The 25386-nt window shown below is 41.9% G+C and carries 22 protein-coding genes; 17 read left to right on the top strand and 5 right to left on the bottom strand.

Annotated elements, in window-relative coordinates; genetic code table 11:
- Window positions 1-353: 353 nt before the first annotated feature.
- Entirely contained in the window at window positions 354-1925 is a 1572-nt protein-coding gene (locus HMPREF3002_RS09010) for a degradosome RNA helicase CshA (protein ID WP_070666298.1), read from the top strand.
- A gap of 353 nt (window positions 1926-2278) precedes the next feature.
- The gene (locus tag HMPREF3002_RS09005) at window positions 2279-3172 is read left to right on the top strand and encodes an aldose 1-epimerase family protein (RefSeq protein ID WP_070666295.1); all 894 of its coding nucleotides are present in this window, start codon (window positions 2279-2281) and stop codon (window positions 3170-3172) included.
- A gap of 16 nt (window positions 3173-3188) precedes the next feature.
- On the opposite strand, the gene HMPREF3002_RS09000 is transcribed toward HMPREF3002_RS09005, so the two are convergent.
- Both HMPREF3002_RS09000 and HMPREF3002_RS08995 read right to left on the bottom strand, forming a co-directional pair.
- Entirely contained in the window at window positions 3189-3452 is a 264-nt protein-coding gene (locus HMPREF3002_RS09000) for a GIY-YIG nuclease family protein (protein WP_004219743.1), read from the bottom strand.
- Window positions 3442-4188 (bottom strand): tRNA1(Val) (adenine(37)-N6)-methyltransferase, encoded by a 747-nt coding sequence (locus HMPREF3002_RS08995; protein WP_021152863.1) that lies wholly within the window; start codon window positions 4186-4188, stop codon window positions 3442-3444. Before HMPREF3002_RS08995 ends, HMPREF3002_RS09000 begins: the two co-directional genes overlap by 11 nt.
- Window positions 4189-4327: 139 nt before the next feature.
- Here HMPREF3002_RS08995 and HMPREF3002_RS08990 point away from each other — a divergent pair, with 139 nt between their 5' ends.
- A complete protein-coding gene (locus HMPREF3002_RS08990) occupies window positions 4328-4858 on the top strand; it encodes a DUF4352 domain-containing protein (RefSeq protein ID WP_070666291.1) in 531 nt (176 codons plus the stop codon).
- A gap of 31 nt (window positions 4859-4889) precedes the next feature.
- Here the strand turns inward: HMPREF3002_RS08990 and HMPREF3002_RS08985 are convergent, their stop codons facing one another.
- On the bottom strand, window positions 4890-7229 hold the full coding sequence (locus HMPREF3002_RS08985; RefSeq protein ID WP_070666288.1) for a cation-translocating P-type ATPase: 2340 nt from the start codon (window positions 7227-7229) through the stop codon (window positions 4890-4892).
- A 175-nt stretch (window positions 7230-7404) separates the two neighbouring features.
- Here HMPREF3002_RS08985 and HMPREF3002_RS08980 point away from each other — a divergent pair, with 175 nt between their 5' ends.
- From HMPREF3002_RS08980 to HMPREF3002_RS08915, 14 genes are all read left to right on the top strand, one after another.
- Window positions 7405-8151 carry a lysophospholipid acyltransferase family protein gene (locus HMPREF3002_RS08980; protein WP_003006324.1) on the top strand — a complete coding sequence of 249 codons (747 nt, stop codon included), beginning with the start codon at window positions 7405-7407 and terminating at the stop codon, window positions 8149-8151.
- Window positions 8152-8217: 66 nt separating this feature from the next.
- Complete coding sequence (locus HMPREF3002_RS08975; protein WP_004219753.1) at window positions 8218-8886, top strand: helix-hairpin-helix domain-containing protein; 669 nt, start codon at window positions 8218-8220, stop codon at window positions 8884-8886.
- A complete protein-coding gene (locus tag HMPREF3002_RS08970; protein ID WP_070666285.1) occupies window positions 8867-11113 on the top strand; it encodes a DNA internalization-related competence protein ComEC/Rec2 in 2247 nt (748 codons plus the stop codon). Before HMPREF3002_RS08975 ends, HMPREF3002_RS08970 begins: the two co-directional genes overlap by 20 nt.
- Window positions 11114-11188: 75 nt before the next feature.
- Window positions 11189-11791, top strand: coding sequence for a DUF805 domain-containing protein (locus tag HMPREF3002_RS08965; RefSeq protein WP_070666282.1), 603 nt, complete (start codon window positions 11189-11191; stop codon window positions 11789-11791).
- 23 nt (window positions 11792-11814) lie between these two features.
- Entirely contained in the window at window positions 11815-12849 is a 1035-nt protein-coding gene (holA, locus tag HMPREF3002_RS08960; RefSeq protein ID WP_070666279.1) for a DNA polymerase III subunit delta, read from the top strand.
- 88 nt (window positions 12850-12937) lie between these two features.
- Entirely contained in the window at window positions 12938-13543 is a 606-nt protein-coding gene (gene sodA, locus HMPREF3002_RS08955) for a superoxide dismutase SodA (protein ID WP_070666276.1), read from the top strand.
- Between the two features lie 210 nt (window positions 13544-13753).
- Window positions 13754-15226, top strand: coding sequence for a helicase HerA-like domain-containing protein (locus HMPREF3002_RS08950; protein ID WP_049472134.1), 1473 nt, complete (start codon window positions 13754-13756; stop codon window positions 15224-15226).
- 98 nt (window positions 15227-15324) lie between these two features.
- A complete protein-coding gene (locus HMPREF3002_RS08945) occupies window positions 15325-16392 on the top strand; it encodes a serine hydrolase (RefSeq protein WP_037599267.1) in 1068 nt (355 codons plus the stop codon).
- Between the two features lie 159 nt (window positions 16393-16551).
- Window positions 16552-17241: a Crp/Fnr family transcriptional regulator gene (locus tag HMPREF3002_RS08940; protein WP_021152876.1), complete on the top strand. Its 690-nt coding sequence runs from the start codon at window positions 16552-16554 to the stop codon at window positions 17239-17241.
- 236 nt (window positions 17242-17477) lie between these two features.
- Window positions 17478-18707 (top strand): arginine deiminase, encoded by a 1230-nt coding sequence (gene arcA, locus HMPREF3002_RS08935; protein ID WP_003017680.1) that lies wholly within the window; start codon window positions 17478-17480, stop codon window positions 18705-18707.
- 85 nt (window positions 18708-18792) lie between these two features.
- Window positions 18793-19809 carry an ornithine carbamoyltransferase gene (gene argF, locus HMPREF3002_RS08930; protein ID WP_021152877.1) on the top strand — a complete coding sequence of 339 codons (1017 nt, stop codon included), beginning with the start codon at window positions 18793-18795 and terminating at the stop codon, window positions 19807-19809.
- Window positions 19810-19894: 85 nt separating this feature from the next.
- Window positions 19895-20839, top strand: coding sequence for a carbamate kinase (gene arcC, locus HMPREF3002_RS08925; RefSeq protein ID WP_023917657.1), 945 nt, complete (start codon window positions 19895-19897; stop codon window positions 20837-20839).
- 124 nt (window positions 20840-20963) lie between these two features.
- Window positions 20964-22475 (top strand): YfcC family protein, encoded by a 1512-nt coding sequence (locus HMPREF3002_RS08920; protein WP_049490506.1) that lies wholly within the window; start codon window positions 20964-20966, stop codon window positions 22473-22475.
- A 17-nt stretch (window positions 22476-22492) separates the two neighbouring features.
- Complete coding sequence (locus tag HMPREF3002_RS08915) at window positions 22493-23827, top strand: dipeptidase (RefSeq protein ID WP_070666273.1); 1335 nt, start codon at window positions 22493-22495, stop codon at window positions 23825-23827.
- A gap of 29 nt (window positions 23828-23856) precedes the next feature.
- Here HMPREF3002_RS08915 and HMPREF3002_RS08910 read toward each other — a convergent pair whose 3' ends face one another.
- Window positions 23857-24327 carry an arginine repressor gene (locus HMPREF3002_RS08910; RefSeq protein WP_009732532.1) on the bottom strand — a complete coding sequence of 157 codons (471 nt, stop codon included), beginning with the start codon at window positions 24325-24327 and terminating at the stop codon, window positions 23857-23859.
- An 11-nt stretch (window positions 24328-24338) separates the two neighbouring features.
- On the bottom strand, window positions 24339-25367 hold the full coding sequence (queA, locus tag HMPREF3002_RS08905; RefSeq protein ID WP_003006367.1) for a tRNA preQ1(34) S-adenosylmethionine ribosyltransferase-isomerase QueA: 1029 nt from the start codon (window positions 25365-25367) through the stop codon (window positions 24339-24341).
- Between the last annotated feature and the right edge of the window lie 19 nt (window positions 25368-25386).

The raw sequence follows: 25386 nt of genomic DNA, 5'->3' as shown, positions 1-25386 counted from the left end.
TTTGACTATCATTTGCCTCTTCATTATGTTATACTAGATAAGTTGCAAACTTGTATGAGAGAAATGGTGGGGAGACTGAACAGATGGAAGGCTTCTGTTCGAAAGAAGACTCCCGCAAATAGGATCATGTTGCCTATTTGTTTGAAAAAACGATTCTAGTCAACAACATCCGTTAGGACGCAAAACATTTTTCTCTAAAGAAAATGTAGTCTTAAACAGACGGACTAGTTTTTCTTTAGATGAGTCTTGCGACAGGTAACCGGGAAGATGACTTCCTATGCAATCAGTGCGTATTCGCATTGAAAGAAGTTTGATAAAGTGGCTTCGCACCACTTTTTAGAAAGAAGAAAGAATTGAAATTCAATGAATTTAACTTATCTGCTGAATTATTAGCAGAAATCGAAAAAGCTGGCTTTGTAGAAGCAAGCCCAATCCAAGAACAAACCATTCCGTTGGCTCTTGAAGGAAAAGATGTCATCGGTCAAGCGCAAACAGGGACTGGTAAAACAGCCGCTTTCGGTCTTCCAACTTTGGAGAAGATCGATGTCGATAACACAGTGATTCAAGCACTTGTCATTGCTCCGACGCGTGAATTGGCGGTTCAAAGTCAGGAAGAACTCTTCCGCTTTGGACGCAGTAAGGGTGTCAAAGTGCGCTCTGTCTATGGTGGATCAAGCATTGAAAAGCAAATTAAAGCTTTGAAGTCAGGCGCTCACATCGTTGTGGGAACACCTGGACGTTTGCTAGATTTGATCAAGCGCAAGGCCTTGAAGCTCGATCATATTGAAACCTTGATCCTGGATGAAGCAGATGAAATGCTCAACATGGGCTTCTTGGAAGATATCGAAGCCATCATTAGCCGTGTTCCAGAAACACGCCAAACCTTGCTCTTTTCAGCAACGATGCCAGAAGCCATCAAACGCATTGGTGTTCAGTTTATGAAAGAACCCGAACACGTTAAGATTGCGGCCAAAGAATTGACAACTGATTTGGTCGATCAATACTATATTCGTGTCAAAGAAGGCGAAAAATTTGATACCATGACTCGATTGATGGATGTCGAGCAACCTGAACTTGCCATCGTCTTTGGTCGGACCAAACGCCGGGTCGATGAATTGACTCGTGGCTTGAAGATTCGTGGTTTCCGGGCAGAAGGAATTCACGGAGATTTGGATCAAAACAAACGCCTCCGAGTGCTTCGTGACTTTAAAAATGGGAACTTGGACGTCTTGGTAGCAACAGACGTTGCGGCACGTGGCTTGGATATTTCAGGTGTTACCCATGTCTACAACTACGATATTCCACAAGATCCAGAAAGCTATGTTCACCGGATCGGACGGACAGGTCGTGCTGGGAAAACAGGGCAATCCATTACCTTTGTATCGCCAAATGAAATGGGCTATTTGCAAATCATTGAGAACTTGACTAAAAAGCGGATGAAGGGAATGAAACCTGCAACAGAGGAAGAAGCCTTCCAAGCGAAAAAACAAGTAGCGCTGAAGAAAATTGAGCGAGACTTTGAGGATGAAAAAATCCGAACGAACTTTGAGAAGTTTGGTAAGGATGCTCGCAAATTGGCTACAGAATTCACTCCTGAAGAATTGGCTATGTATATCTTGAGCTTGACTGTTCAAGATCCAGACAGTCTTCCAGAGGTCGAAATTGCGCGTGAAAAACCATTGCCATTTAAACCATCTGGTGGTGGCTTTGGTGGGAAAGGCAAAGGCGGCCGTGGGAATGGCCGTCGTGGAGACCAACGCCGTGACCGAAATCGCAGAGATGACCGTGAAGGTAGACGCCGTGATTTCAAACGCAAGTCAAATAAAAATAGCCGAGATTTTGAGGGCAAAGGCAACAAACGTCCTCATCGTACTTCCAATGAAAAGAAAAATGGATTTGTCATCCGCAATAAAGGGGATAAATAAGTCCGAAGGAACGGTCTAGCAATAGGCCTTTTTTTTATATGAAAAATAAAAAATACAAGGGTTAACCAGCTGTTAACCCTTGTATATTTATAAGGAGACCTAAATGATAACTGACTCTTTTAGAAAAATGTATCATGATAAGGAGCATCCAAAAAAGTCAGACAACAGAAAGAATGAATTCCTAAAACGGAATATTTCTGTTAACATATTAAGTCTACAATTATTTCTAAGCTTTGTCAAGAATTTTTTCTTATTTTTTTAAAATTTTTAACTAGAAAAATAAAAATTGACAATCTCTTCTAAAAGGTTATAATGAATATAATAACTATACTAATTATAAAGAGGTGTCGTCCATGTTGATTGCATTAAAAAATGATGATCTAGAACTACAATTTAAAACATTTGGAGGGGAATTGAGCTCCATTCGAAGTAAAGAAGGCATAGAATATCTTTGGCAAGGGGATCCAGAGTATTGGTCAGGACAAGCGCCGGTTCTGTTTCCGATTTGCGGGAGCGTTCGTAATGGTCAAGTGCAGTATCATCTAAAAGATGGAGTGAAGACAGGCCAGCTTCCAAGACACGGTCTTATTCGCAAGAGAGAGTTTGAACTCAAAGAACAGACAGACCATCGTCTTGTCTTTGAAATCAGCTCTAACGACGAAAGCTTACAAAATTATCCCTACCATTTTCGAGTGGAAATCGCTTATGAATTGAAAGGGAAAGAAATCACCATCACCTATCGCGTGCAAAATCTAGAGTCAGATCAAGTCATGCCTTATTTCATTGGGGGGCATCCAGCCTTTCGTTGTCCCCTTTTAGCAGATGAAGACTATGAAGACTACGAGTTGATTTTTGAAAAAGAAGAAAGCTGTAGCGTTCCTCTCTTGTTCACAGAAACCGGTTTGGTTGATCGCCTGCAGCGGACGCCATTTTTAGACCATAGTCGTAGCCTACCTTTGCGCCATGAACTGTTTGAAAAAGACGCCATTATTTTAGATCAATTAGCTTCTAAATCTGTGCAGCTCCTCTCGAAAAAATCTGGTAAAGGTTTGGAATTTGCCTTTGCAGATTTTGAGAATCTCGTCCTTTGGTCTACCAATAACAAGGGTCCTTTCATTGCCTTGGAGCCTTGGACGGGTATTTCCACATCTGCAGAAGAGGGCGATTTCTTCGAAGATAAAAAAGGTGTGATCCAGTTGGCTCCCCAAGAGACACGGAGTCACCAGTACCGTATCACCATTTTGTAAATGAAAAACCGTTGGACTATGGAGTTCGACGGTTCTTTTTGATATAGTTTAGCTTTGCTTGGCGCGATTTCTTTTTAAAGAGAGCCTCGGCAGACATAGCAGAGGGTTTATCTGGATAGGATTCTTGGTAAAGAAGTTTAACAGGGAGACGAGCCCGTGTGTATTTGGCGCCTTTTCCAGCATTGTGAGTCTTTAGGCGTTTTTCGACATCCGTGGTGTAGCCAGTGTAGAGGGAGCCATCCGCACACTCTAGGACATACATGTAAGCTTTAGTTTCCATAGTAGATCTCATGAATCTCGTCTGTATAGCTGCCGTCTTCATTGTGAATAAAGAGGGGAGGCAGAATTTTTAAACCATCCAGTGAGCCATCCTTGATCGCCTCAATCAACAACATATTCGCCTCTTTGGTCACTTTTGGATAGACAAACTGGATCCGTTTAGGTGCAAGATTGTATCGTTTCATAGTTTCGATGATATCTAAAAAGCGATCTGGACGATGGACCATCGCTAAGCGACCATTTGATTTGAGAACCCGCTGAGCCACATGGCAAATCTCATCTAAATTGGTGGTAATTTCATGCCGAGCTAAGAGGTAGTGTTCACTCTCATTGAGATTGGAATGCTCATCCACCTTGAAATAAGGAGGATTGCAGAGGATAATATCCACCTTACTGCCCTTGATATGTTGGGGTAAATGCTTGAGGTCATCGGTGATCATGGACATTTGCTGGTTCAAGCCATTGAGAGCAATGGAGCGGGTTGCCATATCCGCCAGACGTTCCTGAATTTCGACACCAATGATCTGGGCCTCTGTCCGAGTACTCGCAAAAAGTCCCACAGCCCCATTTCCAGCGCAGAGATCTACGATCAAGCCCCGCTTGGGCAATTTTGGAAAGCGTGAGAGCAGGACGCTATCCACGGAGTAACTAAAGACTTCCCGATTCTGTATAATTTTCACATCACTTGAAAAGAGTTGATTGACGCGCTCACCGTCTTTTAATTCGATATCTGTCATGGCTCTATTATAGCATGAAAAGAGGCTTGGGGAAAGATGATAATTTTTAATATATTAAAATGATATATTTTTGTAAAAACGCTTTCTTTTCTTGTTTAAATATGTTACTATATATTAAAAAAAGTGGGAGGTTTTGTAAATGAGCAAAACGAAAAAATGGTTTGGCTTGGGGGTAACATTGCTTTCAGCAAGTATACTAGTAGCCTGTGGAAATTCTAGTAGTAAGTCTGATGATACTTCAAAAGAAGCTAAAACAGAGAAAAAGGCATCTACTGAAAAGAGTAGTGAAAAGAAATCAACCTATGCAATTGGTGATAAGATTGTTTTTGATAAACAAGCTGAGTACACTATTACAAATGTTGAATGGACTGATGAACGGAATGATTTTGATAAAACAAATCCCGATAAAGTATTAAAAGTGACCTATAATGTGAAAAATCTATCAGATAGTGATCTAGCAGTTGGGGTTGACATTGATCTATTTGTTGGTGGAAATAAAATGGAGACTTATCCTAATACAAATACAATGGGGTCAATTTCACCGGGTCGATCAATGGAAGGTGCTGTACAACATTTTGGTGTAAAAGGGGATGGCAAATTAGAACTGGAAATAAAACCATTTGCTGCATTTAATGAAAAACCTGCGATTGTTGCTTTTGATGCACCGTAAAAAAAGTTGAGAGTAAAACTCTCAACTTTTTTTAATCAAATTCATATTTTTGGAGAATCGTAGTGAGGATAAAGATTCCTGTAAAGATAGCCATCAATGCCAGATAAACTGGGAAAGTAGTGGCTGTAAGGAGGGAAATCTCGATCAAGTTTTTCAACACGACCGCAGATGCGTAGAATCCTACTACAGAGAAGAGGATGAGGAGGGCCCGCCAGATATTTAGTGGCAGGCAAGCACGGATAACGGATAGGAAACCGATGGATCCAAGTAAGTAGTAGGATACAGTAGACATATCGGCTGCAGACCAACCATGGCTTGCTCCCCAAAGGCGAATGAACAAGACACTAAAGACGACCATCAAGGCGCTTGGTAAGGCTAACAGAAGGGAACGTCTCAAGAAGTGCTTTTCAACAGGTTTGATATTGCGTTCAAAGGTCAACACAAATGGTGGGAATCCTTCGACGAATTGGTCAATCAGGGTGATTTGAATAGGGATGAAAGGGAAAATCAGCAAATAGTTGACGTTAAAGAAGAGAGCACTGGCAATACAGATGATAGCCAAGAGGAAGGAATAGATCGTTTTGATAAAGAAGATTGGAGCGATTCGTCCAATGTTGTTCACCACACGACGGCCTTCAAAAAGAATTTCTGGAACGTCATTAAAGTCAGAGTTCAAAAGAACAATATTGGCAATCTGACGGGTTGCTGGATCTCCTTCAGCCATCACGATGGAGCAGTCTGCTTCACGAAGAGCAAGGATATCATTGACCCCATCTCCTGTCATAGCAGTTGTCCGACCAGCTGCTTTCAAAGTTTGGATGAGCAGTTTTTTCTGGTAAGGAGACACGCGCCCAAAGATAGCTGTTTCTTCTGCTTGATCCACTAATTGATCATCAGAAATTTTTGAACAATCGATGTAGTTCTCATAATTTTTGAAGCCAGCTTGTTGAGCGATATAAGAGACCGTCACAGGGTTGTCACCGGAGATGATTTTGAGATCCACTCCTTGAGAGCGCAAATACTCAAGAGTATCTGAAGCCCCTTCACGAATGGGGTCTGTAATCTCAATAACCGCAATCCCTTCAAGATTTTCAGGCAGTTTCAATTCCTGCATGCTGATCAGTTCTGAACTATGTGCCAATACGAGAACGCGCGATCCACGGCCTTGTGCTTCGACGACAGCAGTTGGATTTTCTTGAAGGAGCATTTCAGGAGCACCGAGAAAGACAGTTCCGAGGTTGGATAGATGCATAGCTCCCCATTTTCGATCACTTGAGAAAGGAATAATGTTTTCCGCAGTATAAGCATGCTCCAACTCCCCATAAGCCTTACGAATAGCTTGAGCAGTAGGATTGGTGTCCTCACTATTTTGCATGTAAGCAGAGAGGATGACCTGGATCGTTTCCTCAGAAAAATGCTCGGATAAGCTATGGAGAGCTTCGACTGTCATCTTTCCTTGAGTGATGGTCCCGGTCTTATCTAGACACAAGGTATCCACACGCGCCAGGGTTTCCACTGAATACATTTCTTGAACAAGAACCTTGCGCATGCCGAGCTTAATAACCGCCGTCAAAAGAGACGTAACCGTCAGTAGGGCAATTCCTTTTGGCAACATTCCCAGGAGAGCTGTGGAAGAATTCACGACAGAATCCTTGATCGGCAGCATCTTGATCAACAATGCTTCAAAGAAGAGGGCAAGGCCAAATGGGATGATAATTTTACCAGTGAAGCTTGAAATTTTCGCTAAGTTATAAAGAATACGCGAATTGATAGGCTTCAAGGTTTTAGCTTCCATCATCAGTTTGTTGGCATAGTTGTTTGCTCCAACTCGCTTGACACGGGCATAGACTTGACCACTGGCAATATAACTACCAGAAAGCAGTTCATCACCAACTTCTTTTAAGACCAGATCACTCTCACCAGTTAGCATAGCCTCATTGGCTTCTGCGATACCTGACATGACTTCGGCATCACTAGGGATCTGCTCACCCGAAGATAAAAGCATTAAATCACCCAGAACAAGCTTTTCGGGTGGAATCGCATCTTTTTCCCCGTCTCGAATGACAGTCACTAGCTCACGACTCATGAGGTTGAGTTTATCAATCATCCGCTTGGCGCGCATCTCGGTCATGATCCCTGTAATGGCATTGAAGCAAATGACTGCGAAAAAGATCATATTGCTCCAGGCCTGTACAGCAGCCAAGGCCACGGCAATCACAAAGTTTAAGGTATTAAACAAGGTGAAGACGTTGCGCTTGATAATTTGCCAGGTACTGGTACTTGTATTCGTTGTAAAATCATTGGTTTGTCCGCGATCCATTTTCTTGCGGACTTCACTGAGGGACAAGCCCTTTAAATCAATAGTTTCCATAGACAATATGATATCATTTTTTTGAGAAAAAGACTATCTAGAATCGGTCCGCTGAGACAATTTTTATCTAAAAAAGGTTTGCGGTCAAAATCAGGATACGGTATAATAAGAAAGAACCTTTTACAGGATGGAATATCTTGTAGAGAGACGAATGAAATGGATTTGAGGAACAACTATGTTTTATACCTATTTACGTGGCCTTGTTGCCTTTATTCTGTGGGTTTTAAATGGGAATGCCCATTACCATCATAAGGACAATATTCCAGATCGGGAAGAGAACTACATCTTGGTATCCCCTCACCGGACTTGGTGGGATCCGGTCTATATGGCCTTTGCAACCAAGCCAAAGCAGTTTATCTTTATGGCGAAAAAAGAACTCTTCACCAATCGTATTTTTGGCTGGTGGATTCGCATGTGTGGGGCATTTCCGATCGACCGTGAAAATCCGGGAGCAGAAGCCATTAAGTATCCTGTCAATATGCTGAAAAAGAGCAACCGTTCCTTGATTATGTTCCCAAGTGGAAGCCGTCATTCTCAAGACGTCAAAGGCGGTGTTGCCATCATTGCCAAAATGGCGAAGGTCCGAATCATGCCAGTGACTTATACTGGTCCAAGAGACTTGAAAGGGTTGGCAACGGGTGAACGCATTGATATGAACTTTGGACATCCCATTGATATCTCGGATATTAAAAAGATGAATGACGAAGGAGTGGCAGAAGTTGCCCGCCGTATCCAAGAGGAGTTTGACCGCTTGGATGCGGAAGCACAAGCGATCAACACCCCAACAAAACCTTTTATCTTGATTCGTTTGTTAAAAATCCTTTTGATTCCCCTTGTCTTAGTCGTGGGCATCTTGACCTTGCTCTTTAGTTACCTAGCAAGCTTTGTATGGGATCCAGACAAACATCGGAAAAACAAGTAAAAAAACTGAGAGTTTTTCTCAGTTTTTTTTATTTTTACGAATAATAAAAGTGAGAGGAGGTTTCTTATGGAGGATATCATCGAAAAAATCAAAGAATATAAGCTCTTTTTAGCTCTTACTGCTATCGGACTCTTACTTGGAGGGTATTTTCTTTTTCATCGACCTCAGTCAAGTGCATCCACCATACCGGATCTTTATCAGTCTTCTAGTTCAACTTCGAGCAAAGAAAAGGTGCAGACCGCTAGTTCCAAAGAAGAAAAGACGGCGACTTCTGTGTCTGATGCACCTGAGATCATTACGGTCGATGTCAAAGGAGCCGTCAAACAACCAGGTGTCTATGAGTTGCGCTCCAATAGCAGAGTCCATGATGCTATTTATAAGGCAGGCGGGATGACAGCAGATGCCAATAGCCAATCGGTCAACTTGGCGCAAAAACTCTCTGATGAAGCAGTGATTTATGTTGCCAAAGAAGGAGAGGATGTTCCAGTACTTGGAAGTTCAGAAAGTCCTGCAACTTCGTCAGCGCCAGCAGAAAAAACAGGCAAGGTCCATTTAAATCGAGCGACCGAGTCAGATCTCCAGACAGTATCAGGCATTGGCCAGAAACGTGCCCAGGACATTATCGCCTATCGCGAAGCAAATGGTCCTTTTCGATCAGTGGATGATCTGAAGAATGTTTCAGGAATCGGAGAGAAAACACTGGAGAAACTAAGAGATGCTTTCACGGTGGATTAAAGACCTTCCTTTTTCGCTTGTCCATCTCGCTTTTGTACTCCTATGGCTGTATTTTAGTACCTATCAACCATCTTGGCTTTCGATCAGCGGTCTAGTAGTAGTGGGAGTTTTAGCGGTTCATCACTATAAAGGGGAGCGCTCAAGTTTGCTAGGGCTTGCTTTAGCAACCCTTTGTTTTGCGGCCTTCTTTGTCTTTCAGCGACTACAGGATCATCCAGTACAAGCAGAAAGTCAGCCCCCATCCCACTTACGACTGATTCCAGATACCATCAAGATCAATGGGGACGCCCTGTCTTTTCGTGCTAAAAATCAGGGAAAGACCTACCAAGTCTTCTACACTTTAAAATCAGAAAAAGAAAAACAGCAGTGGCAAAGTCAAACCCACTTGCTGGAGTTGACATATAAAGGTGTTATAGAAGAACCAGAAGGGCAGCGAAATTTTAGAGGATTTGACTACCGGTCTTATTTGCAAACACAGGGGATTCACTATCAAATAAAAATTGAAGCGATCCAATCCGCACTTCCTATACAGACTTGGAATGTTTTCGACTGGCTATCTCAATGGAGGCGCCAAGCCATTGTTTGGAGCAAGGAGCACTTTCCGCAACCGATGAACCAGTATATGACCGGCCTTCTTTTTGGCTATTTAGATACGGATTTTGAAGAGATGGACCAGCTTTACACGAGTTTAGGAATCATCCATTTATTCGCCTTATCTGGGATGCAGGTTGGCTTTTTCATCAATGGGATCCGGAAAGCTCTCTTACGTCTAGGAATCTTGCAAGAGACAGTCGATATCTGGATGGTTCCAATTTCTTTGGTCTATGCTGGCTTGACAGGTTTTTCTGTTTCAGTGGTTCGTAGCCTCTTGCAGAAGATCCTCTCTCAAAAGGGGGTCCGAGGGATGGAGAATATGGCGATGACCTTGATGATCTTAATGTTGCTCATGCCCAAGTTTCTCCTGACAGCTGGAGGGGTCTTGAGTTGTGCCTATGCCTTTATTTTGACCTTGGTAGATACCAGTTCTTATTCCGGACTTAAAAAGCTACTAGTGGAAAGTTTCTGGATTAGCCTGGGGATTTTGCCCCTTTTGACCTATTACTTTAGTGTTTTTCAACCCTGGTCACTCCCTTTAACCTTCCTCTTTTCTTTCTTATTTGACCTTGTTCTTCTTCCAGGTTTAACGGTGCTATTTATCTTATCGATTCTAAAGCCCCTTACAATTTTTAACAGTTTCTTTCTTCTCATAGAGGAGTGTATTCGTTGGATTTCAAAGCTCACGTCGCTACCTTTGGTATTTGGTCAGCCGACGGGAGCAGCTCTGATTGCTCTCTTCCTTCTTTTAGGGATCTTGTATGATCTTCGAAAGCAAAAAAAACGTCGTTTCCTGTTAATAGGCATGATTCTACTCATCTTTTGTTGGACCAAACATCCTTTAGAAAATGAGATTACCATGGTGGATATCGGTCAAGGAGACAGTATCTTTTTACGCGATTGGAAAGGAAGAACCATATTGATTGATGTCGGAGGACGCGTCACTTTTAAAAGTGGAGAAAAGTGGCAAGAGCGCAGTCAATCTGCCAATGCGGATCAAACCTTGATTCCCTATCTCAAGAGTCGAGGTGTTGGAAAACTCGATGCTTTAGTCTTGACTCATACAGACCAGGACCATATGGGAGATATGGTGGAGGTTGCCAAACAAATCCCAGTTAAAAAAGTGTATGTCAGTCCAGGTAGTCTAACTAATTCTCAATTTCGAGAGAAATTGAAACAGCTTCATAGTCCGATTAAAGTAGTCCAGAGAGGGGATCAACTTCCTATTTTTGATCATCATCTAGAAGTCTTATCCCCTGATGAAGTGGGGGATGGTAAAAATGATGATTCGATTGTCCTCTATGGGCAGTTCTATCAGAAACGATTTTTGTTCACGGGTGATTTGGAAGAAGCTGGAGAGAAAAAACTATTGAAAAACGATCCACAATTACAAGTAGATGTCTTGAAAGTAGGCCACCACGGTTCTAAAGGTTCCTCTAGTGATGTGTTTTTAGATCAGTTACATCCTCAGTTGGCCTTGATCTCTGTTGGAAAGAAAAATCGCTACCAGCATCCTCACAAAGAATTGCTCGATCGTCTAGAGGAACGCTCTATTTCTTATTTTCGTACCGATGAAAGGGGAGCGATTCGCTTGATTGGATGGAACCATTGGAGGGTAGAAACAGTCCGATAGAGACGAGGAGAGGTTTGCTTTCTATGCTGAAAATTGCTATTATAGAAAGTGAAATCAATGTAAAGGTAGAATTGTATGAACGCATTTAAGCAATTTTGGATACAGTATGCAGATTTTTCAAGTAAGACCAGTCGGGCCCATTTTTGGCTAGCTTTTTTCTGGAATTCCCTGATTTCTTTGCCTCTTTGGGTTTTTTACATCGTGACCTCTTTATCCCATCAAAATGCTAAAGAAACGCTCAATTTTTCAACTGTTCATTCTAAGACAGGTTTATGGGCGCTCGCTTTCTTAGCATTCTTTTACTTCCTCATTTTAGTACCCAGTCAAGCCATTTGTGTACGTCGCTTGCGGGATGCGGGAATCCATTGGTCTTGGATCTTTTTGAATCTTGGTCCGGTTCTGCTCTATTTGTTGACGGGGCTAGATATTTTCCTATTTCTTTGGGGGATTACAGTTATTTCTCTCTTGATTCTCATGATGCTTCCAGGGAAAAACACCTTCCCACAACCAGTAGAAACTCCTATGGGAGTGGCTTCTGAACCACAGGTCACAGCGACAGGGGGGAGCTTTGGAGGCAACTCCTTTGAGCAAATTCCTAATTTTGTAGCAGCACCTGATTTGTCTGATGAAAAACCACCATTGGAACAAAAGATGGCTACTGAACACGAAATCCACTAAACTGATAAAGATAAGAGAGTTTCATGCAAGCAATTATTGACACTAAACATCTGACGGTTCAAACTCTGCCTCCTATTCTTGTTTTGACGGGTGAGGATGTAGGTCAATTTGAATGGTTAAAAAAAGACATTTTAAAAAAAATAGGCTATGATCCCTCAGATTTGAATTATTCTTATTTTGATATGAAGGAAGCCTCCTATGCTGAGGTCGAGCTGGATTTGGTCAGTCTTCCCTTTTTTGCAGATGAAAAAATCGTGATTTTGGATCACTTATTGGATTTGACCACTGCCAAAAAACGCAATTTAACCGATGAAGATCTGAAGCAATTTGAAAATTATCTGGAAAATCCTTCTGAATCGACCCGTTTGGTGATATTTGCAGAAGGAAAATTAGATAGTAAGCGCCGCTTGGTCAAACTCCTAAAACGGGATGCCCAAATCATTGAAGCGACCACTCCTAAAGAGCAAGATTTAAAGCGTTATTTTTCTGGTCAGGCGCAAGAATTGGGCTTACACTTTGTGGGCGATTCCTTGGACCAGTTGCTCTTAAAATCTGGCTATGATTTTGGAGAGTTACAGAAGAATCTCGCTCTATTGCAGGCTTATAAAGAAGATGGTCAGATTACCCTCCAAGATATCGAGGAGGTTGTTCCAAAGTCCTTGCAAGATAATATTTTTGATCTGACACAGATGATTCTCAAACGCCAAATCGATCAAGTCCGAAATTTGGTTAAGGATCTTCGCTTACAAGGAGAAGATGAAATAAAATTGATCGCTATTTTGTTGGGGCAATTCCGAATGTTTTCTCAAGTTAAAATTTTCTCAGAAGAAGGCCAATCCGAAAGCCAAATTGTAGCGAACTTGTCGGACTTGTCAGGACGCAAGGTCAATCCTTACCAGGTGAAGTTCGCCCTACGGGATAGCCGCAGGCTTTCCCTGTCCTTTTTGAAGCAAGCTATGATGACCTTCATCGAGACGGATTATGCGATTAAAAGTGGAACATATGAAAAAGACTACTTATTTGATTTGGCCCTGTTGAAAGTAGCGAATAGCGTCTAACGATGAATGAAATCGCAAGCAGATTAGTTGAATAATTTAGCTGTTTGCGTTATCATCAAGTCAGTAATAAAGAAAAGAGGACCATAAAATGGCTATCATTTTACCAGAATTACCATATGCTTATGATGCATTGGAACCTTATATCGATGAAGAAACCATGCATTTGCACCATGATAAACACCATCAAACATATGTAAACAATGTGAATGCAGCTCTTGAAAAACATCCTGAAATTGGAGAAGACCTTGAAAGCTTGTTAGCTGATGTTGAATCCATTCCAGCTGATATTCGCCAAGCTGTGATCAACAATGGTGGTGGTCATTTGAACCACGCTCTTTTCTGGGAATTGATGACTCCAGAACAAACAGCTCCTTCAGCAGAACTTTCTGCAGCGATTGATGCTACATTTGGTTCATTTGAAGACTTCAAAGCAGCCTTCACAGCAGCAGCAACGACACGTTTTGGTTCTGGCTGGGCATGGTTGGTTGTCAACAAAGAAGGCAAACTCGAAGTGACTTCAACAGCAAACCAAGATACACCAATCTCTGAAGGTAAAACACCAATCCTTGGTTTGGATGTTTGGGAACATGCCTACTACGTGAAATACCGTAATGTACGTCCTGACTACATCAAAGCTTTCTTCTCAGTGATCAACTGGAATAAAGTGAATGAATTGTTTGCAGCAGCAAAATAATAAAATGAAGAAATCTATAAGAGCTAGTATTGGCTCTTATAGATTTTTTTATGTGCATCCGGAAAATCGGAGTATAATTTCTTGCGTTTGGTCAGGAAAATGATACACTAGTAGGAGTGTGTCTTACTTGTCTGAAGCCTGGTTTGAAGGGCCTAGGCAAGGAAAAGATAAACCTTAAAATGAAAACTGAAACATTCAGGGAGAAATGAAATGACTAGTATTACCATTACTAAAGGAGCCGTTGAGACGCCTATCTATTTGCGGATGTTGAATCGTCATGGCTTGATTGCAGGTGCAACTGGAACAGGAAAAACGGTTACGCTCAAGGTTCTAACAGAAAAATTAAGCAAAGAAGGCATTCCGGTCTTTCTAGCTGATATCAAGGGAGATTTATCTGGCTTAGCCAAAGCTGGGCAATGGACACCAAAATTGGAAGAACGCTACAAGCTTCTTGGGATCACAGATCCGTTTGAGCCACAAGCCTTCCCTGTTCGATTGTGGGATGTCTTTGGTCAAGCTGGTCATCCTGTTCGTGCGACTGTCGAAGGGATGGGGTCATTGCTTCTTTCTCGTCTGCTTGATTTGAATGAAACCCAATCAGGAATTCTCGCAATTGTCTTTAAAGTGGCCCAAGAGAAAGATTGGCCCTTGATTGATTTGAAGGACCTGCAAAGCCTTTTAAAGGAAGTCTATGAACACAGTTCAGACTATTCGGCCCAATATGGCAATATCACCAAACAATCTGTCGGAGCCATCCAAAGAAGTCTCTTGGTTCTCGAAGAAGAAGGAGCAGACCAGTTTTTTGGAGAGCCCGCACTTGATTTAAATGACTTCATGCAACTCGATGCATCTGGTCGTGGTTATATCAATATTCTTTCGGCTACAAAGCTCTTTCATTCACCAAAATTGTACTCAACCTTTTTGATTTGGATGCTGTCTCGTCTCTTTGAAACACTTCCAGAGGTTGGGGATCCTGAAAAGCCAAAACTGGTCTTCTTCTTTGATGAAGCGCATCTCCTCTTTAAGGATGCAAGCAAGCTCTTTCTTGAGAAGGTCGAGCAAGTGGTACGCCTGATTCGTTCGAAGGGTGTAGGGATTTACTTTATTACCCAAAATCCTCAAGACCTTCCAGAATCTGTTTTGGCACAGCTTGGAAATCGTGTTCAGCATGCACTTCGAGCTTATACACCCAAAGAAATGAAGGCGATCAAGGTTGCTGCCCAAAGTTTTCGTCCAAATCCAGATTTTGATACAGAAACAGTGATCACAGAATTAGGAACAGGGGAAGCCTTGGTTTCTTTCCTCAATGAAAAGGGACAGCCTAGTGTGGTTGAGCGTGCTTATATTCTCTCTCCTCAATCGAGTTTTGACCTCTTAAATGAGAGTGAACAATTGGCCTTGATCACGACATCGCCTTTCCATCAAAAGTATGCGACGACGATTGATCGAGAATCTGCCTATGAAAAATTAGCAGCTAAAGCAAGCAAGGAAGCACAAGAAAAAGAGCAAAAAGAAGCAGAAAAGGAAGAGGCTGCAGCAGATAAGGCAGCTCAAAAACGTAGTCCGGGTCGTCCAAGAAAATCTAGTCTTGAAAAGGCAAAAGATTCCTTCTTGAGTTCCTTATTCCGGACGATTGCGCGTGAGATCGCTAAGCTAATTATGGGCTCCTTTAAACGGAAATAACCCTTTTATGAAAAGAAAAAAACTTTTTAAAAAGAAACCGTTTTCTCTTTCTGATAATTCTTGTTATTTTCAGTAGAATCTTTTATAATTAATCTCGTATGAAAAAATATTTTAATCTACGCTCGATCATGATTGCGGTCAGTATTTTATTGTGCTTAGTGGGAACAAGCGCACTGGGCTACTTGCATCTTACGCAACCAACAGCATCAGCAATTGAAAAAAAAGCAAAGAAAACAAAAGAAGCAAAAGAACAAGATATCGAAAAGTCTACCCCTGAGACGAAAAAACCGCGTGTCAAATCTCCTGAAGCTAAGCAAGCAGTAGTAGATGCAGACATGGAAACGATGAGCGCTTATGGCCTTGTCTATGATTATGCTAATAAAGGTTTGGTAGAGGTTGTTCAGGATTTCCTAGCGGAAAGTGGAATTGATCCGTCACAAGTTGCCTTCACGTATCGCAATGCCATTACTGGAGAGCAATTTGCCATGAATGATCTTCAACCAATGACGGCAGGTAGTACCTATAAGCTACCCTTGAACATGTTGGTGGTGGATGAAGTCGCAAAGGGTAAACTCAATTTAACAGATCGATTTGATATTACCAATACCTACTATGAATATGTAGGGGAGCATGACAATTACGTTGCTGCCTTTGATGGAGCCATGTCTATCCCTGATATGCAGCGCTATTCATTGGTTTACTCTGAAAATACCCCAGCCTATGCTTTGGCAGATCGTTTAGGGGGGATGGAGCAAGCGCGCAAGTTATTCAGTCGTTATGGTCAATCCCGTTCACCAGAGGTTAAAACCTTTAGCGAAGATAATAAAACGACAACGGATTATTACATCCATGTCTTGGAATATCTTTGGAATCATCAAGAAAAATATGCGGATTTACTAGAACTGATCGGGGAGTCTTTCCCAGGTGAGTACTATAAAAAATTCTTGCCAGATTTGGTGATTCAACAAAAACCAGGATATGTTGCTGAAGCACTTAATGTGGATGCGATTGTCCGTGAATCGACTCCTTATTTGGTTGCCATTTACACTGCAGGACTTGGAGGTACGACTCCAGAAAGTTCTGAAATCAGTGGCGTTGGTCTTTATCAATTGGGACAATTGGCTTATGTTATCAATGAATGGCATCGTGTCAATATGAATGAATAATCGACAAAAGGTCTGAGTTTTGCTCAGACCTTTTCTTTTAACAAAGTATCATGAAAATGACTTGGTGTTTCGAATTACTTTTCTGTTCTAAAGAGACTTCTTTCCCTTTTCTATAAAAAGTATGTTATACTACTAATAGTAATAAGAGGAAGTATAGACATGATTACAAAGGAAGATTACCAGTTGCTCCGCTCGCATCCAGCCTTTTCTGAGCTACCAGTGGAGCTATTTGATAAATTAGCTGTTGAAATTCATGCCAGGGATATCCCTAAAGGACAAATTTTATTTTATGCAGGAGATAAGCGGGAGCGCATTTTTCTTCTGGCAAAAGGCTTTGCTCGTATTGAGCAATTTGATTCGTCGGACCAATTCTCCTATATGGATTATATAAAGAAGGGAGCTTTGTTCCCTTATGGTGGGATGTTCCAGGATGAGCGTTACCATTATACAGCTAGTGCGGTGACGGATTTGCGTTGTTTCGTGATCCCCGTCAATCTCTATGAATTATATGCCCAAGAGAGCAAGGAGCAGTTGCTCTTTATTACGAGAAAGCTATCCTCCATCCTAGAATTTCAAGAGTTGCGCTTGCGTAATGTCGTGACAGCTAGTGCCAGTGAGCGCGTGATTCAATCCTTAGCCATTCTGTGCAAGGATTATGAAAGTCTAGGAAATCAGCTTCCATTTCCAATTAGTATGAAGGAAATGGCCAAATTAGCAGCCACAACCCGAGAAACCGTCAATCAAGTTTTAAAGAAACTCATCGATTCTCATAAGATCCAGTATGAGAGAAAACAACTAACTTTTCTAGATACAGCCTACTTTTTAAAGAGTTTTGAAGAGATCAACTAATTTGTTGATCTTTTTTTATTTTTTACAAAAAAATATATATTCATAAAAATAATATAAAAGGCAAAATATGCAAAGAAAACGCTTCATATTAACTAAAAAATAGGAAAGATTCAAAAAAACGCCAAATTCTTTGCATTCAAAAAGTAGAATCCTTTGTGAAAGCGGTACCAATAAAGAATATAATAACAATTGTAATAAGCTTGTGAACAAGCTCAAAGAAAAAAGGAGGATGACAGATGTCAACTAAACCAATTCATGTTTTCTCAGAAATTGGAAAACTGAAAAAAGTAATGTTGCACCGTCCAGGTAAAGAGTTGGAAAACTTGATGCCTGACTATCTAGAGCGTCTTCTTTTTGATGATATTCCATTCTTGGAAGATGCACAAAAAGAACACGACAATTTTGCTCAAGCGCTTCGTAACGAAGGAATCGAAGTACTTTATCTTGAAAAATTGGCAGCTGAGTCATTGACTACTCCAGAAATTCGCGAACAATTCATCGAAGAATATCTTGATGAAGCAAACATTCGTGGACGCCAAACTAAAAACGCTATTCGCGAAATCCTTCGTGGTATTGAAGACAACCAAGAATTGGTTGAAAAAACAATGGCTGGTTTTCAAAAAGCTGAGCTTCCAGAAATTCCAGAAGCTGACAAAGGCTTGACTGACCTTGTTGAATCTGACTACCCATTTGCGATTGATCCAATGCCAAACTTGTACTTCACACGTGACCCATTTGCTACAATTGGGAATGCAGTATCATTGAACCACATGTATGCTGATACACGTAACCGTGAAACCTTGTATGGTAAATACATCTTCAAATATCACCCAGTATATGGTGGTAATGTAGATTTGGTATACAACCGTGAAGAAGATACTCGTATCGAAGGTGGGGACGAATTGGTCCTTTCTAAAGATGTCTTGGCAGTTGGTATCTCACAACGTACAGATGCTGCATCAATTGAAAAATTGTTGGTAAACATCTTCAAGAAGAACGTTGGCTTCAAGAAAGTATTGGCCTTCGAATTTGCGAACAACCGTAAATTCATGCACTTGGATACAGTATTCACAATGGTGGACTACGATAAATTCACCATCCACCCAGAAATCCAAGGCAACCTTCGCGTCTTCTCTGTAACATATGAAAATGAAGCATTGAAGATTGTTGAAGAAAAAGGTGATTTGGCTGAATTGCTTGCTGAAAACCTTGGTGTTGAAAAAGTTACATTGATTCCTTGTGGCGATGGCAATGTGGTTGCTGCTGCTCGTGAACAATGGAACGACGGTTCAAATACTCTTACAATCGCACCTGGTGTGGTAGTTGTATACGACCGTAACACAGTTACAAACAAGAAATTAGAAGAATACGGACTTCGTTTGATTAAGATCCGCGGAAGTGAATTGGTTCGCGGTCGTGGTGGACCTCGTTGTATGTCAATGCCATTTGAACGTGAAGAAATCTAATAGAGAAGACCGAGAGCTGGTCTTGAGGGATCAGCTCTTCCTTCTTACTGATCAATACTAGAAAGAAAATAGGAGACAATTAGAAATGACAGATTCAGTATTCCAAGGACGTAGCTTCTTGGCAGAAAAAGACTTTACACGTGCAGAGTTAGAATACCTTATCGGACTTTCAGCTCACTTGAAAGACCTTAAAAAACGCAACATTGAACACCACTATCTTGCTGGTAAAAACATTGCGCTTTTGTTTGAAAAAACTTCAACTCGTACTCGTGCTGCCTTCACAACAGCAGCTATCGACCTTGGTGCTCACCCAGAATACCTAGGTGCAAACGACATCCAACTTGGTAAAAAAGAATCTACAGAAGATACTGCTAAAGTTCTTGGACGTATGTTTGACGGTATTGAATTCCGTGGTTTCAGCCAACGTATGGTTGAAGAATTGGCTGAATTCTCAGGTGTTCCAGTTTGGAATGGTTTGACTGACGAATGGCACCCAACTCAAATGCTTGCAGACTACTTGACAGTTCAAGAAAACTTTGGACGTTTGGAAGGTTTGACACTTGTATACTGTGGTGATGGACGTAACAACGTTGCGAACAGCCTTCTTGTAACAGGTGCTATCCTTGGTGTGAACGTACACATCTTCTCACCAAAAGAACTCTTCCCAGAAAAAGAAATCGTTGAATTGGCAGAAGGATTTGCAAAAGAAAGTGGCGCTCATATCTTGATCACTGAAGATGCTGACGAAGCAGTGAAAGGTGCAGACGTACTTTACACTGACGTTTGGGTATCAATGGGTGAAGAAGACAAATTTGCAGAACGTGTTGCCCTTTTGAAACCTTACCAAGTAAACATGGATTTGATTAAGAAAGCTGATAACGAAGACTTGATCTTCTTGCACTGCTTGCCAGCCTTCCACGATACAAATACTGTTTACGGTAAAGATGTTGCTGAAAAATTCGGCGTAGAAGAAATGGAAGTTACTGACGAAGTGTTCCGCAGCAAATATGCTCGTCACTTTGACCAAGCTGAAAACCGTATGCACACAATCAAAGCGGTTATGGCAGCTACTCTTGGTAACTTGTACATTCCAAAAGTTTAAGACTTTATAACCGTATACCAACAGCTATAGGGGCTGGACTGCTAGCTTTAGTCCTGCTCCTATTTTTTATAGAAAGGGATACCTTATGTCAAGAAAAATCGTCGTTGCTTTGGGAGGAAATGCTATTCTCTCATCTGATCCTTCTGCTCAAGCTCAACAAGAAGCACTTGTAGAAACGGCAAAACACTTAGTCAAATTAATCAAAAACGGGGATGACTTGATCATCACTCACGGAAATGGTCCTCAAGTAGGGAACCTCTTGCTCCAACACTTGGCAGCAAACTCTGAAAAGAACCCTGCTTTCCCACTTGATTCATTAGTTGCTATGACCGAAGGAAGCATTGGCTACTGGCTTCAAAATGCTCTTCAAAATGCTCTTCTTGAAGAAGGAATCGAAAAAGACGTGGCTTCTGTTGTGACACAAGTCGTTGTTGATAAGAACGACCCAGCTTTTATCAACCTCAGCAAACCAATCGGTCCATTCTACTCAGAAGAAGAAGCAAAAGCAGAAGCTGAAAAATCAGGAGCAACTTTCAAAGAAGATGCTGGTCGTGGCTGGCGTAAAGTTGTGGCTTCACCAAAACCAGTGGATATCAAAGAAATCAATACCATCCGTACTTTGTTGAACAACGGTCAAGTCGTTGTAGCTGCCGGTGGTGGCGGTATCCCAGTTGTGAAAGAAGCAGATGGTAGCTTATCTGGTGTTGAAGCGGTAATCGATAAAGACTTCGCCTCTCAACGTTTGGCTGAATTAGTAGAAGCAGACCTCTTCATCGTCTTGACTGGTGTCGATTATGTCTTTGTGAACTACAACAAACCAGACCAAGCAAAATTGGAACATGTTAATGTGGCTCAATTGGAAGAATATATCAAACAAGACCAATTTGCACCAGGAAGCATGCTTCCTAAAGTAGAAGCTGCGATTGCCTTCGTCAATGGTCGTCCAGAAGGAAAAGCAGTTATTACGTCACTTGAAAACCTTGGCGCTTTAATTGAGTCTGAAAGTGGAACAATCATCCAAAAAGACTAATGAAAAATTAGGAAAAAACTAGTATTTTAAAGCTTATTGTGATAGAATAAGTTTATAGGTAAGCGTTTTACAAGAGACTCTTGTAAAACATCACTCACACTTTGTTGCGTTAGGAGGAAGACAAATGAGTGAAAAAACAAAAAAAGGATTTAAGATGCCTTCATCTTTTTCCGTATTGTTAATTATCATTGCTATTATGGCAGTGTTAACTTGGATTATTCCAGCTGGTCAATACAAGGTTGACGATGCAGGTGCTATCATTGCAGGTAGTTATGAATCTGTAAAAGCACATCCTCAAGGAATTTGGGATGTTTTGATGGCCCCAATCAATGCCATGCTTGGTAAAGCACCAACCAGTGCAGCGATTGACGTAGCCTTCTTTATCTTGATGGTCGGTGGTTTCCTTGGTGTTGTGAATGAAACAGGTACCCTTGATGTAGGGATTGCTTCTATCGTTCGTAAATACAAAGGCCGCGAAAAAATGTTGATTTTGATCTTGATGCCATTGTTTGCCCTTGGTGGTACAACTTATGGTATGGGTGAAGAAACCATGGCCTTCTATCCACTTCTTGTACCTGTTATGATGTCCGTTGGTTTTGACAGCTTGACAGGGGTAGCCATTATCCTCTTAGGATCCCAAATCGGATGTTTGGCGTCAACATTGAACCCATTTGCAACAGTTATCGCTTCTGATACTGCAGGTATCTCAAGTGCTTCAGGTCTCTTGCTCCGTGTAATCTTCTGGATTGTCTTGACAGGACTTAGCACATACTATGTATACCGTTATGCAGATAAGGTTCAAAAAGACCCAACCAAATCTCTCACCTATGCAACTCGTGAAGAAGATTTGAAACACTTCAATGTTGATAGTGGCGAAGAAATTCCTTCACAAATGAACAAGAAACAAAAACGTGTCTTGCTCGTCTTCATCTCAACATTCGTTATCATGGTTGCTGGATTTATCCCATTCAAAGATTTGGGTATTAAATTCTTTGAAACCTTCAACGAATCTCTCCATAAAATTCCAGTACTTGGTCAATTGATCGGTAACACAGATGCTCTTGGTACATGGTACTTCCCTCAAACAGCTATGCTCTTTGCCTTCATGGGAATCCTTGTTGGTATCATTTATGGCTTGAAAGAAGATAAAATCATTTCATCTTTCATGAATGGTGCAGCTGACCTCTTGAGTGTTGCTCTTATCGTAGCGGTAGCACGTGGTATCCAAGTCATCATGAACGACGGTATGATCACTGCGACAATTCTTCACTGGGGTGAAGAAGGACTGAAAGGTCTTTCATCTCAATTGTTCATTGTCTTGACTTACATTTTCTACTTGCCAATGTCATTCTTGATCCCATCATCATCTGGTCTTGCCAGTGCAACAATGGGTATCATGGCACCTCTTGGTAAATTCGTCAATGTACCAGGTAGCTTGATTGTCACAGCTTACCAATCTGCATCTGGTGTCTTGAACTTGATCGCACCAACTTCAGGTATCGTAATGGGAGCTCTTGCTCTTGGACGTGTTGACTTGAGTGCATGGTGGAAATTCATGGGTAAATTGGTCGTAGCGATTGTTGTGATCACCATTGCCCTTCTTCTACTAGGAACTGTGGTTCCATTCTTGCAATAGAATAAAGTAGGTGTTTCATGAAAAATAGAATAAAGAACGATGTAAAAGAGCAGTTTTTAAACTCGCTTCAAACCATCATTTCTTACCCCTCAGTATTAAACGAAGGGGAAAATGGAACACCGTTTGGACAAGCTATCCAAGATGTCCTAGAAAAAACCTTAGAGCTTGCTCGAGAATTAGGTTTTCAAACATATATAGATCCTGAAGGATACTATGGATATGCAGAGATCGGTCAGGGGGAAGAACTCCTGGCCGTTCTTTGTCACTTGGATGTTGTTCCAGCCGGTGATCTAAAAGATTGGCAAACGCCACCCTTTGAAGCGACTGTTGTCGGTGACTATCTAGTAGGTCGTGGTGTACAGGATGATAAGGGGCCGTCACTCGCTGCTCTCTATGCAGTTAAGAGTTTACTAGATGATGGCATCCAGTTTACCAAACGAATCCGCTTTATCTTTGGGACGGATGAAGAAACCTTGTGGCGCTGTATGAACCGCTACAATCAAATTGAAGAACAAGCAGATCTTGGGTTTGCGCCAGATTCTTCTTTCCCATTAACCTATGCTGAAAAAGGCTTGTTACAAGTGAAATTGCATGGCCCAGGTTGGGATGATCTTTCTTTACAGGCTGGTCAGGCCCTCAATGTTGTTCCAGACAAGGCGACCTATGCTGGTCATCGTTTGGAAGAGTTGCTTCCTGTTTTGGATCAAAGTGGGGTTCAGTATAGCCAAACAGAAGATTCTGTAACGGTTATGGGAGTTTCAAAGCACTCCAAAGATGCAGCCGAAGGAGTGAATGCCATTGTCGGTTTAGCGGAAAGTCTGTCCCTCATCCAACCCCACCCAGCCTTGCTCTTTATTGCAGATGCTGTTGGTGAGGATGCAACTGGAGAAGCCCTATTTGGAAAAATTACAGATGAACCAAGTGGGGATCTTTCCTTCAATCTTGCGACTCTTGTGATCGATCAAGAGCAATCGGAAATCGGAATTGATATTCGAATTCCAGTCCTAGCAGATAAGGAGAATTTAGTAGCTCGTCTGCAAGAAATTGCGGCTAGCTATCAGTTGGAGTATGAAGAATTTGACTATTTGGCTCCTTTATATGTACCGCTAGATAGTCCTTTAGTCAGCTCTTTGATGGCCGTCTACCAGGAAGAAACCGGGGATAGGACACCAGCCATGTCTTCAGGTGGTGCGACATTTGCGCGAACTATGGAAAACTGTGTAGCTTTCGGCGCTCTTTTCCCAGGTGCAGAACAGACCGAGCACCAGGCCAATGAACGAGCAAAAATTGACGATCTCTACGCTGCGATGGAAATCTATCGAGAAGCCATTCAGCGCCTAGCGACAAAATAAAAAGTTTGGAAACTAAGTTTCCAAACTTTTTATTTGCTAAAGAAGAAGGGTGGGGTGAATTCTTTTAATTTTTCAAAGCAATCCAAAGCTCCTTGGTTGTCTTCACAGATGACCAAGCAGACATCGTCCCCACAGATAGTAGCTACAATTTGATCCAGTTCCAGTGCATCTAAGATAGCTCCAAAGGATTGGGCAAGCCCTGGAAGAGTTTTTACAACGACCTGGTTTTGAACGGGCCGCAACATGACTAAGGCATCTTCCATATACATCCGCAGGCGCTTTTCCCAACGGGAAGGAGCGATGGTGTTCATGGCATAGTAGGAACTATCCCCCTCGTTAATTTTCACTAGATTCAAGGATTTAACATCCCGTGAAAGGGTGGATTGGGTCACGAGAACCCCATTGGCTTCTAAGGCTTCTTGGAGTTCTTGTTGGGTATGAATCCTACGCTCAGAAATGATAGAGCGGATCAAGCGGTGGCGGCTTTCAATTTTATTCATGAGAGACTCCTTTACTTGATGAACATAGCATCCCCAAAGCTGAAGAAGCGGTACCGTTCCTGAATAGCATGATGGTATGCTTCTAAGGTTAATTCACGGCCAGCAAAGGCAGAAACCAACATGACCAAAGTTGATTTTGGAAGGTGGAAGTTGGTTGAAAAGGCATCGACGACTTTCCATTCATAACCTGGTTTGATAAAAATATTGGTCCAACCTGAATCGGCCTGGATGTCTCCATCAAATTTGTTACCAATCGTTTCAAGGGTCCGAATAGAAGTCGTTCCGACGGCTACGATACGTTTCCCTGCAGCTTTTACCTGACGAAGGGTAGCAGCAGCTTCTTCAGAAAGTTGGTAAAATTCAGAGTGCATCTCATGGTCTTCAAGATTGTCCACGGATACTGGACGGAAGGTTCCTAGGCCCACATGAAGGGTCAAATAGACCAGGTGAACCCCTTTTGCTTCAATTTTTTGGAGCAATTCTTGGGTGAAATGAAGACCTGCCGTCGGAGCTGCAGCAGAACCATTTTCTTTGGCGTAAACGGTTTGGTAACGCTCGCGGTCAGCCAGTTTTTCATGGATATAGGGAGGAAGTGGCATTTCACCAAGGCTTTCCAAAACTTCTAAAAAGATCCCTTGGTAGTGGAAGCGAACGATACGGCCTCCGTGCTCTAATTCTTCCTCAACGGTTGCGGTCAACCGACCATCTCCGAAGCTGACTGTGGCCCCTACCTTTAAGCGTTTTGCAGGTTTTGCCAAGACTTCCCAACAGTCATCTTGCGTATTTTTAAGGAGAAGGAATTCGACGTGACCACCTGTTTCTGGTTTGACTCCATGAAGGCGGGCTGGTAGAACGCGCGTATTGTTCATGACAAGAGCATCTCCTGGCTCCAATTCATCCAAAATTGCATCAAAATGACGGTCTTGGAATTGCCCTGTTTTTCGATCGAGGATCAAGAGTTTAGAGGCATCTCGTTTTTCAAGAGGGGTTTGGGCAATCAGTTCTTCAGGCAAATCAAAGTCAAAGTCGTTGGTATTCATTTGCGCTCCTTTTATACTA

Origin of the sequence: Streptococcus sp. HMSC065E03 (assembly GCF_001815045.1) — a bacterium.
In the GTDB taxonomy this organism is placed as follows: Bacteria; Bacillota; Bacilli; order Lactobacillales; family Streptococcaceae; genus Streptococcus; species Streptococcus parasanguinis_AD.
The sequence above is the reverse complement of the archived record's forward strand: the minus strand, read 5'-3'. Positions and strand labels throughout refer to the sequence as shown.

What these genes read in the sequence shown, in the direction of transcription:
- HMPREF3002_RS09005 (WP_070666295.1), top strand. Translation starts at nt 2,279, where the DNA reads ATGTTGATTGCATTAAAAAATGATGATCTAGAACTACAATTTAAAACA.
- HMPREF3002_RS09000 (WP_004219743.1), bottom strand. Translation starts at nt 3,452, where the DNA reads ATGGAAACTAAAGCTTACATGTATGTCCTAGAGTGTGCGGATGGCTCC.
- HMPREF3002_RS08995 (WP_021152863.1), bottom strand. Translation starts at nt 4,188, where the DNA reads ATGACAGATATCGAATTAAAAGACGGTGAGCGCGTCAATCAACTCTTT.
- HMPREF3002_RS08990 (WP_070666291.1), top strand. Translation starts at nt 4,328, where the DNA reads ATGAGCAAAACGAAAAAATGGTTTGGCTTGGGGGTAACATTGCTTTCA.
- HMPREF3002_RS08985 (WP_070666288.1), bottom strand. Translation starts at nt 7,229, where the DNA reads ATGGAAACTATTGATTTAAAGGGCTTGTCCCTCAGTGAAGTCCGCAAG.
- HMPREF3002_RS08980 (WP_003006324.1), top strand. Translation starts at nt 7,405, where the DNA reads ATGTTTTATACCTATTTACGTGGCCTTGTTGCCTTTATTCTGTGGGTT.
- HMPREF3002_RS08975 (WP_004219753.1), top strand. Translation starts at nt 8,218, where the DNA reads ATGGAGGATATCATCGAAAAAATCAAAGAATATAAGCTCTTTTTAGCT.
- HMPREF3002_RS08970 (WP_070666285.1), top strand. Translation starts at nt 8,867, where the DNA reads ATGCTTTCACGGTGGATTAAAGACCTTCCTTTTTCGCTTGTCCATCTC.
- HMPREF3002_RS08965 (WP_070666282.1), top strand. Translation starts at nt 11,189, where the DNA reads ATGAACGCATTTAAGCAATTTTGGATACAGTATGCAGATTTTTCAAGT.
- holA (WP_070666279.1), top strand. Translation starts at nt 11,815, where the DNA reads ATGCAAGCAATTATTGACACTAAACATCTGACGGTTCAAACTCTGCCT.
- sodA (WP_070666276.1), top strand. Translation starts at nt 12,938, where the DNA reads ATGGCTATCATTTTACCAGAATTACCATATGCTTATGATGCATTGGAA.
- HMPREF3002_RS08950 (WP_049472134.1), top strand. Translation starts at nt 13,754, where the DNA reads ATGACTAGTATTACCATTACTAAAGGAGCCGTTGAGACGCCTATCTAT.
- HMPREF3002_RS08945 (WP_037599267.1), top strand. Translation starts at nt 15,325, where the DNA reads ATGAAAAAATATTTTAATCTACGCTCGATCATGATTGCGGTCAGTATT.
- HMPREF3002_RS08940 (WP_021152876.1), top strand. Translation starts at nt 16,552, where the DNA reads ATGATTACAAAGGAAGATTACCAGTTGCTCCGCTCGCATCCAGCCTTT.
- arcA (WP_003017680.1), top strand. Translation starts at nt 17,478, where the DNA reads ATGTCAACTAAACCAATTCATGTTTTCTCAGAAATTGGAAAACTGAAA.
- argF (WP_021152877.1), top strand. Translation starts at nt 18,793, where the DNA reads ATGACAGATTCAGTATTCCAAGGACGTAGCTTCTTGGCAGAAAAAGAC.
- arcC (WP_023917657.1), top strand. Translation starts at nt 19,895, where the DNA reads ATGTCAAGAAAAATCGTCGTTGCTTTGGGAGGAAATGCTATTCTCTCA.
- HMPREF3002_RS08920 (WP_049490506.1), top strand. Translation starts at nt 20,964, where the DNA reads ATGAGTGAAAAAACAAAAAAAGGATTTAAGATGCCTTCATCTTTTTCC.
- HMPREF3002_RS08915 (WP_070666273.1), top strand. Translation starts at nt 22,493, where the DNA reads ATGAAAAATAGAATAAAGAACGATGTAAAAGAGCAGTTTTTAAACTCG.
- HMPREF3002_RS08910 (WP_009732532.1), bottom strand. Translation starts at nt 24,327, where the DNA reads ATGAATAAAATTGAAAGCCGCCACCGCTTGATCCGCTCTATCATTTCT.
- queA (WP_003006367.1), bottom strand. Translation starts at nt 25,367, where the DNA reads ATGAATACCAACGACTTTGACTTTGATTTGCCTGAAGAACTGATTGCC.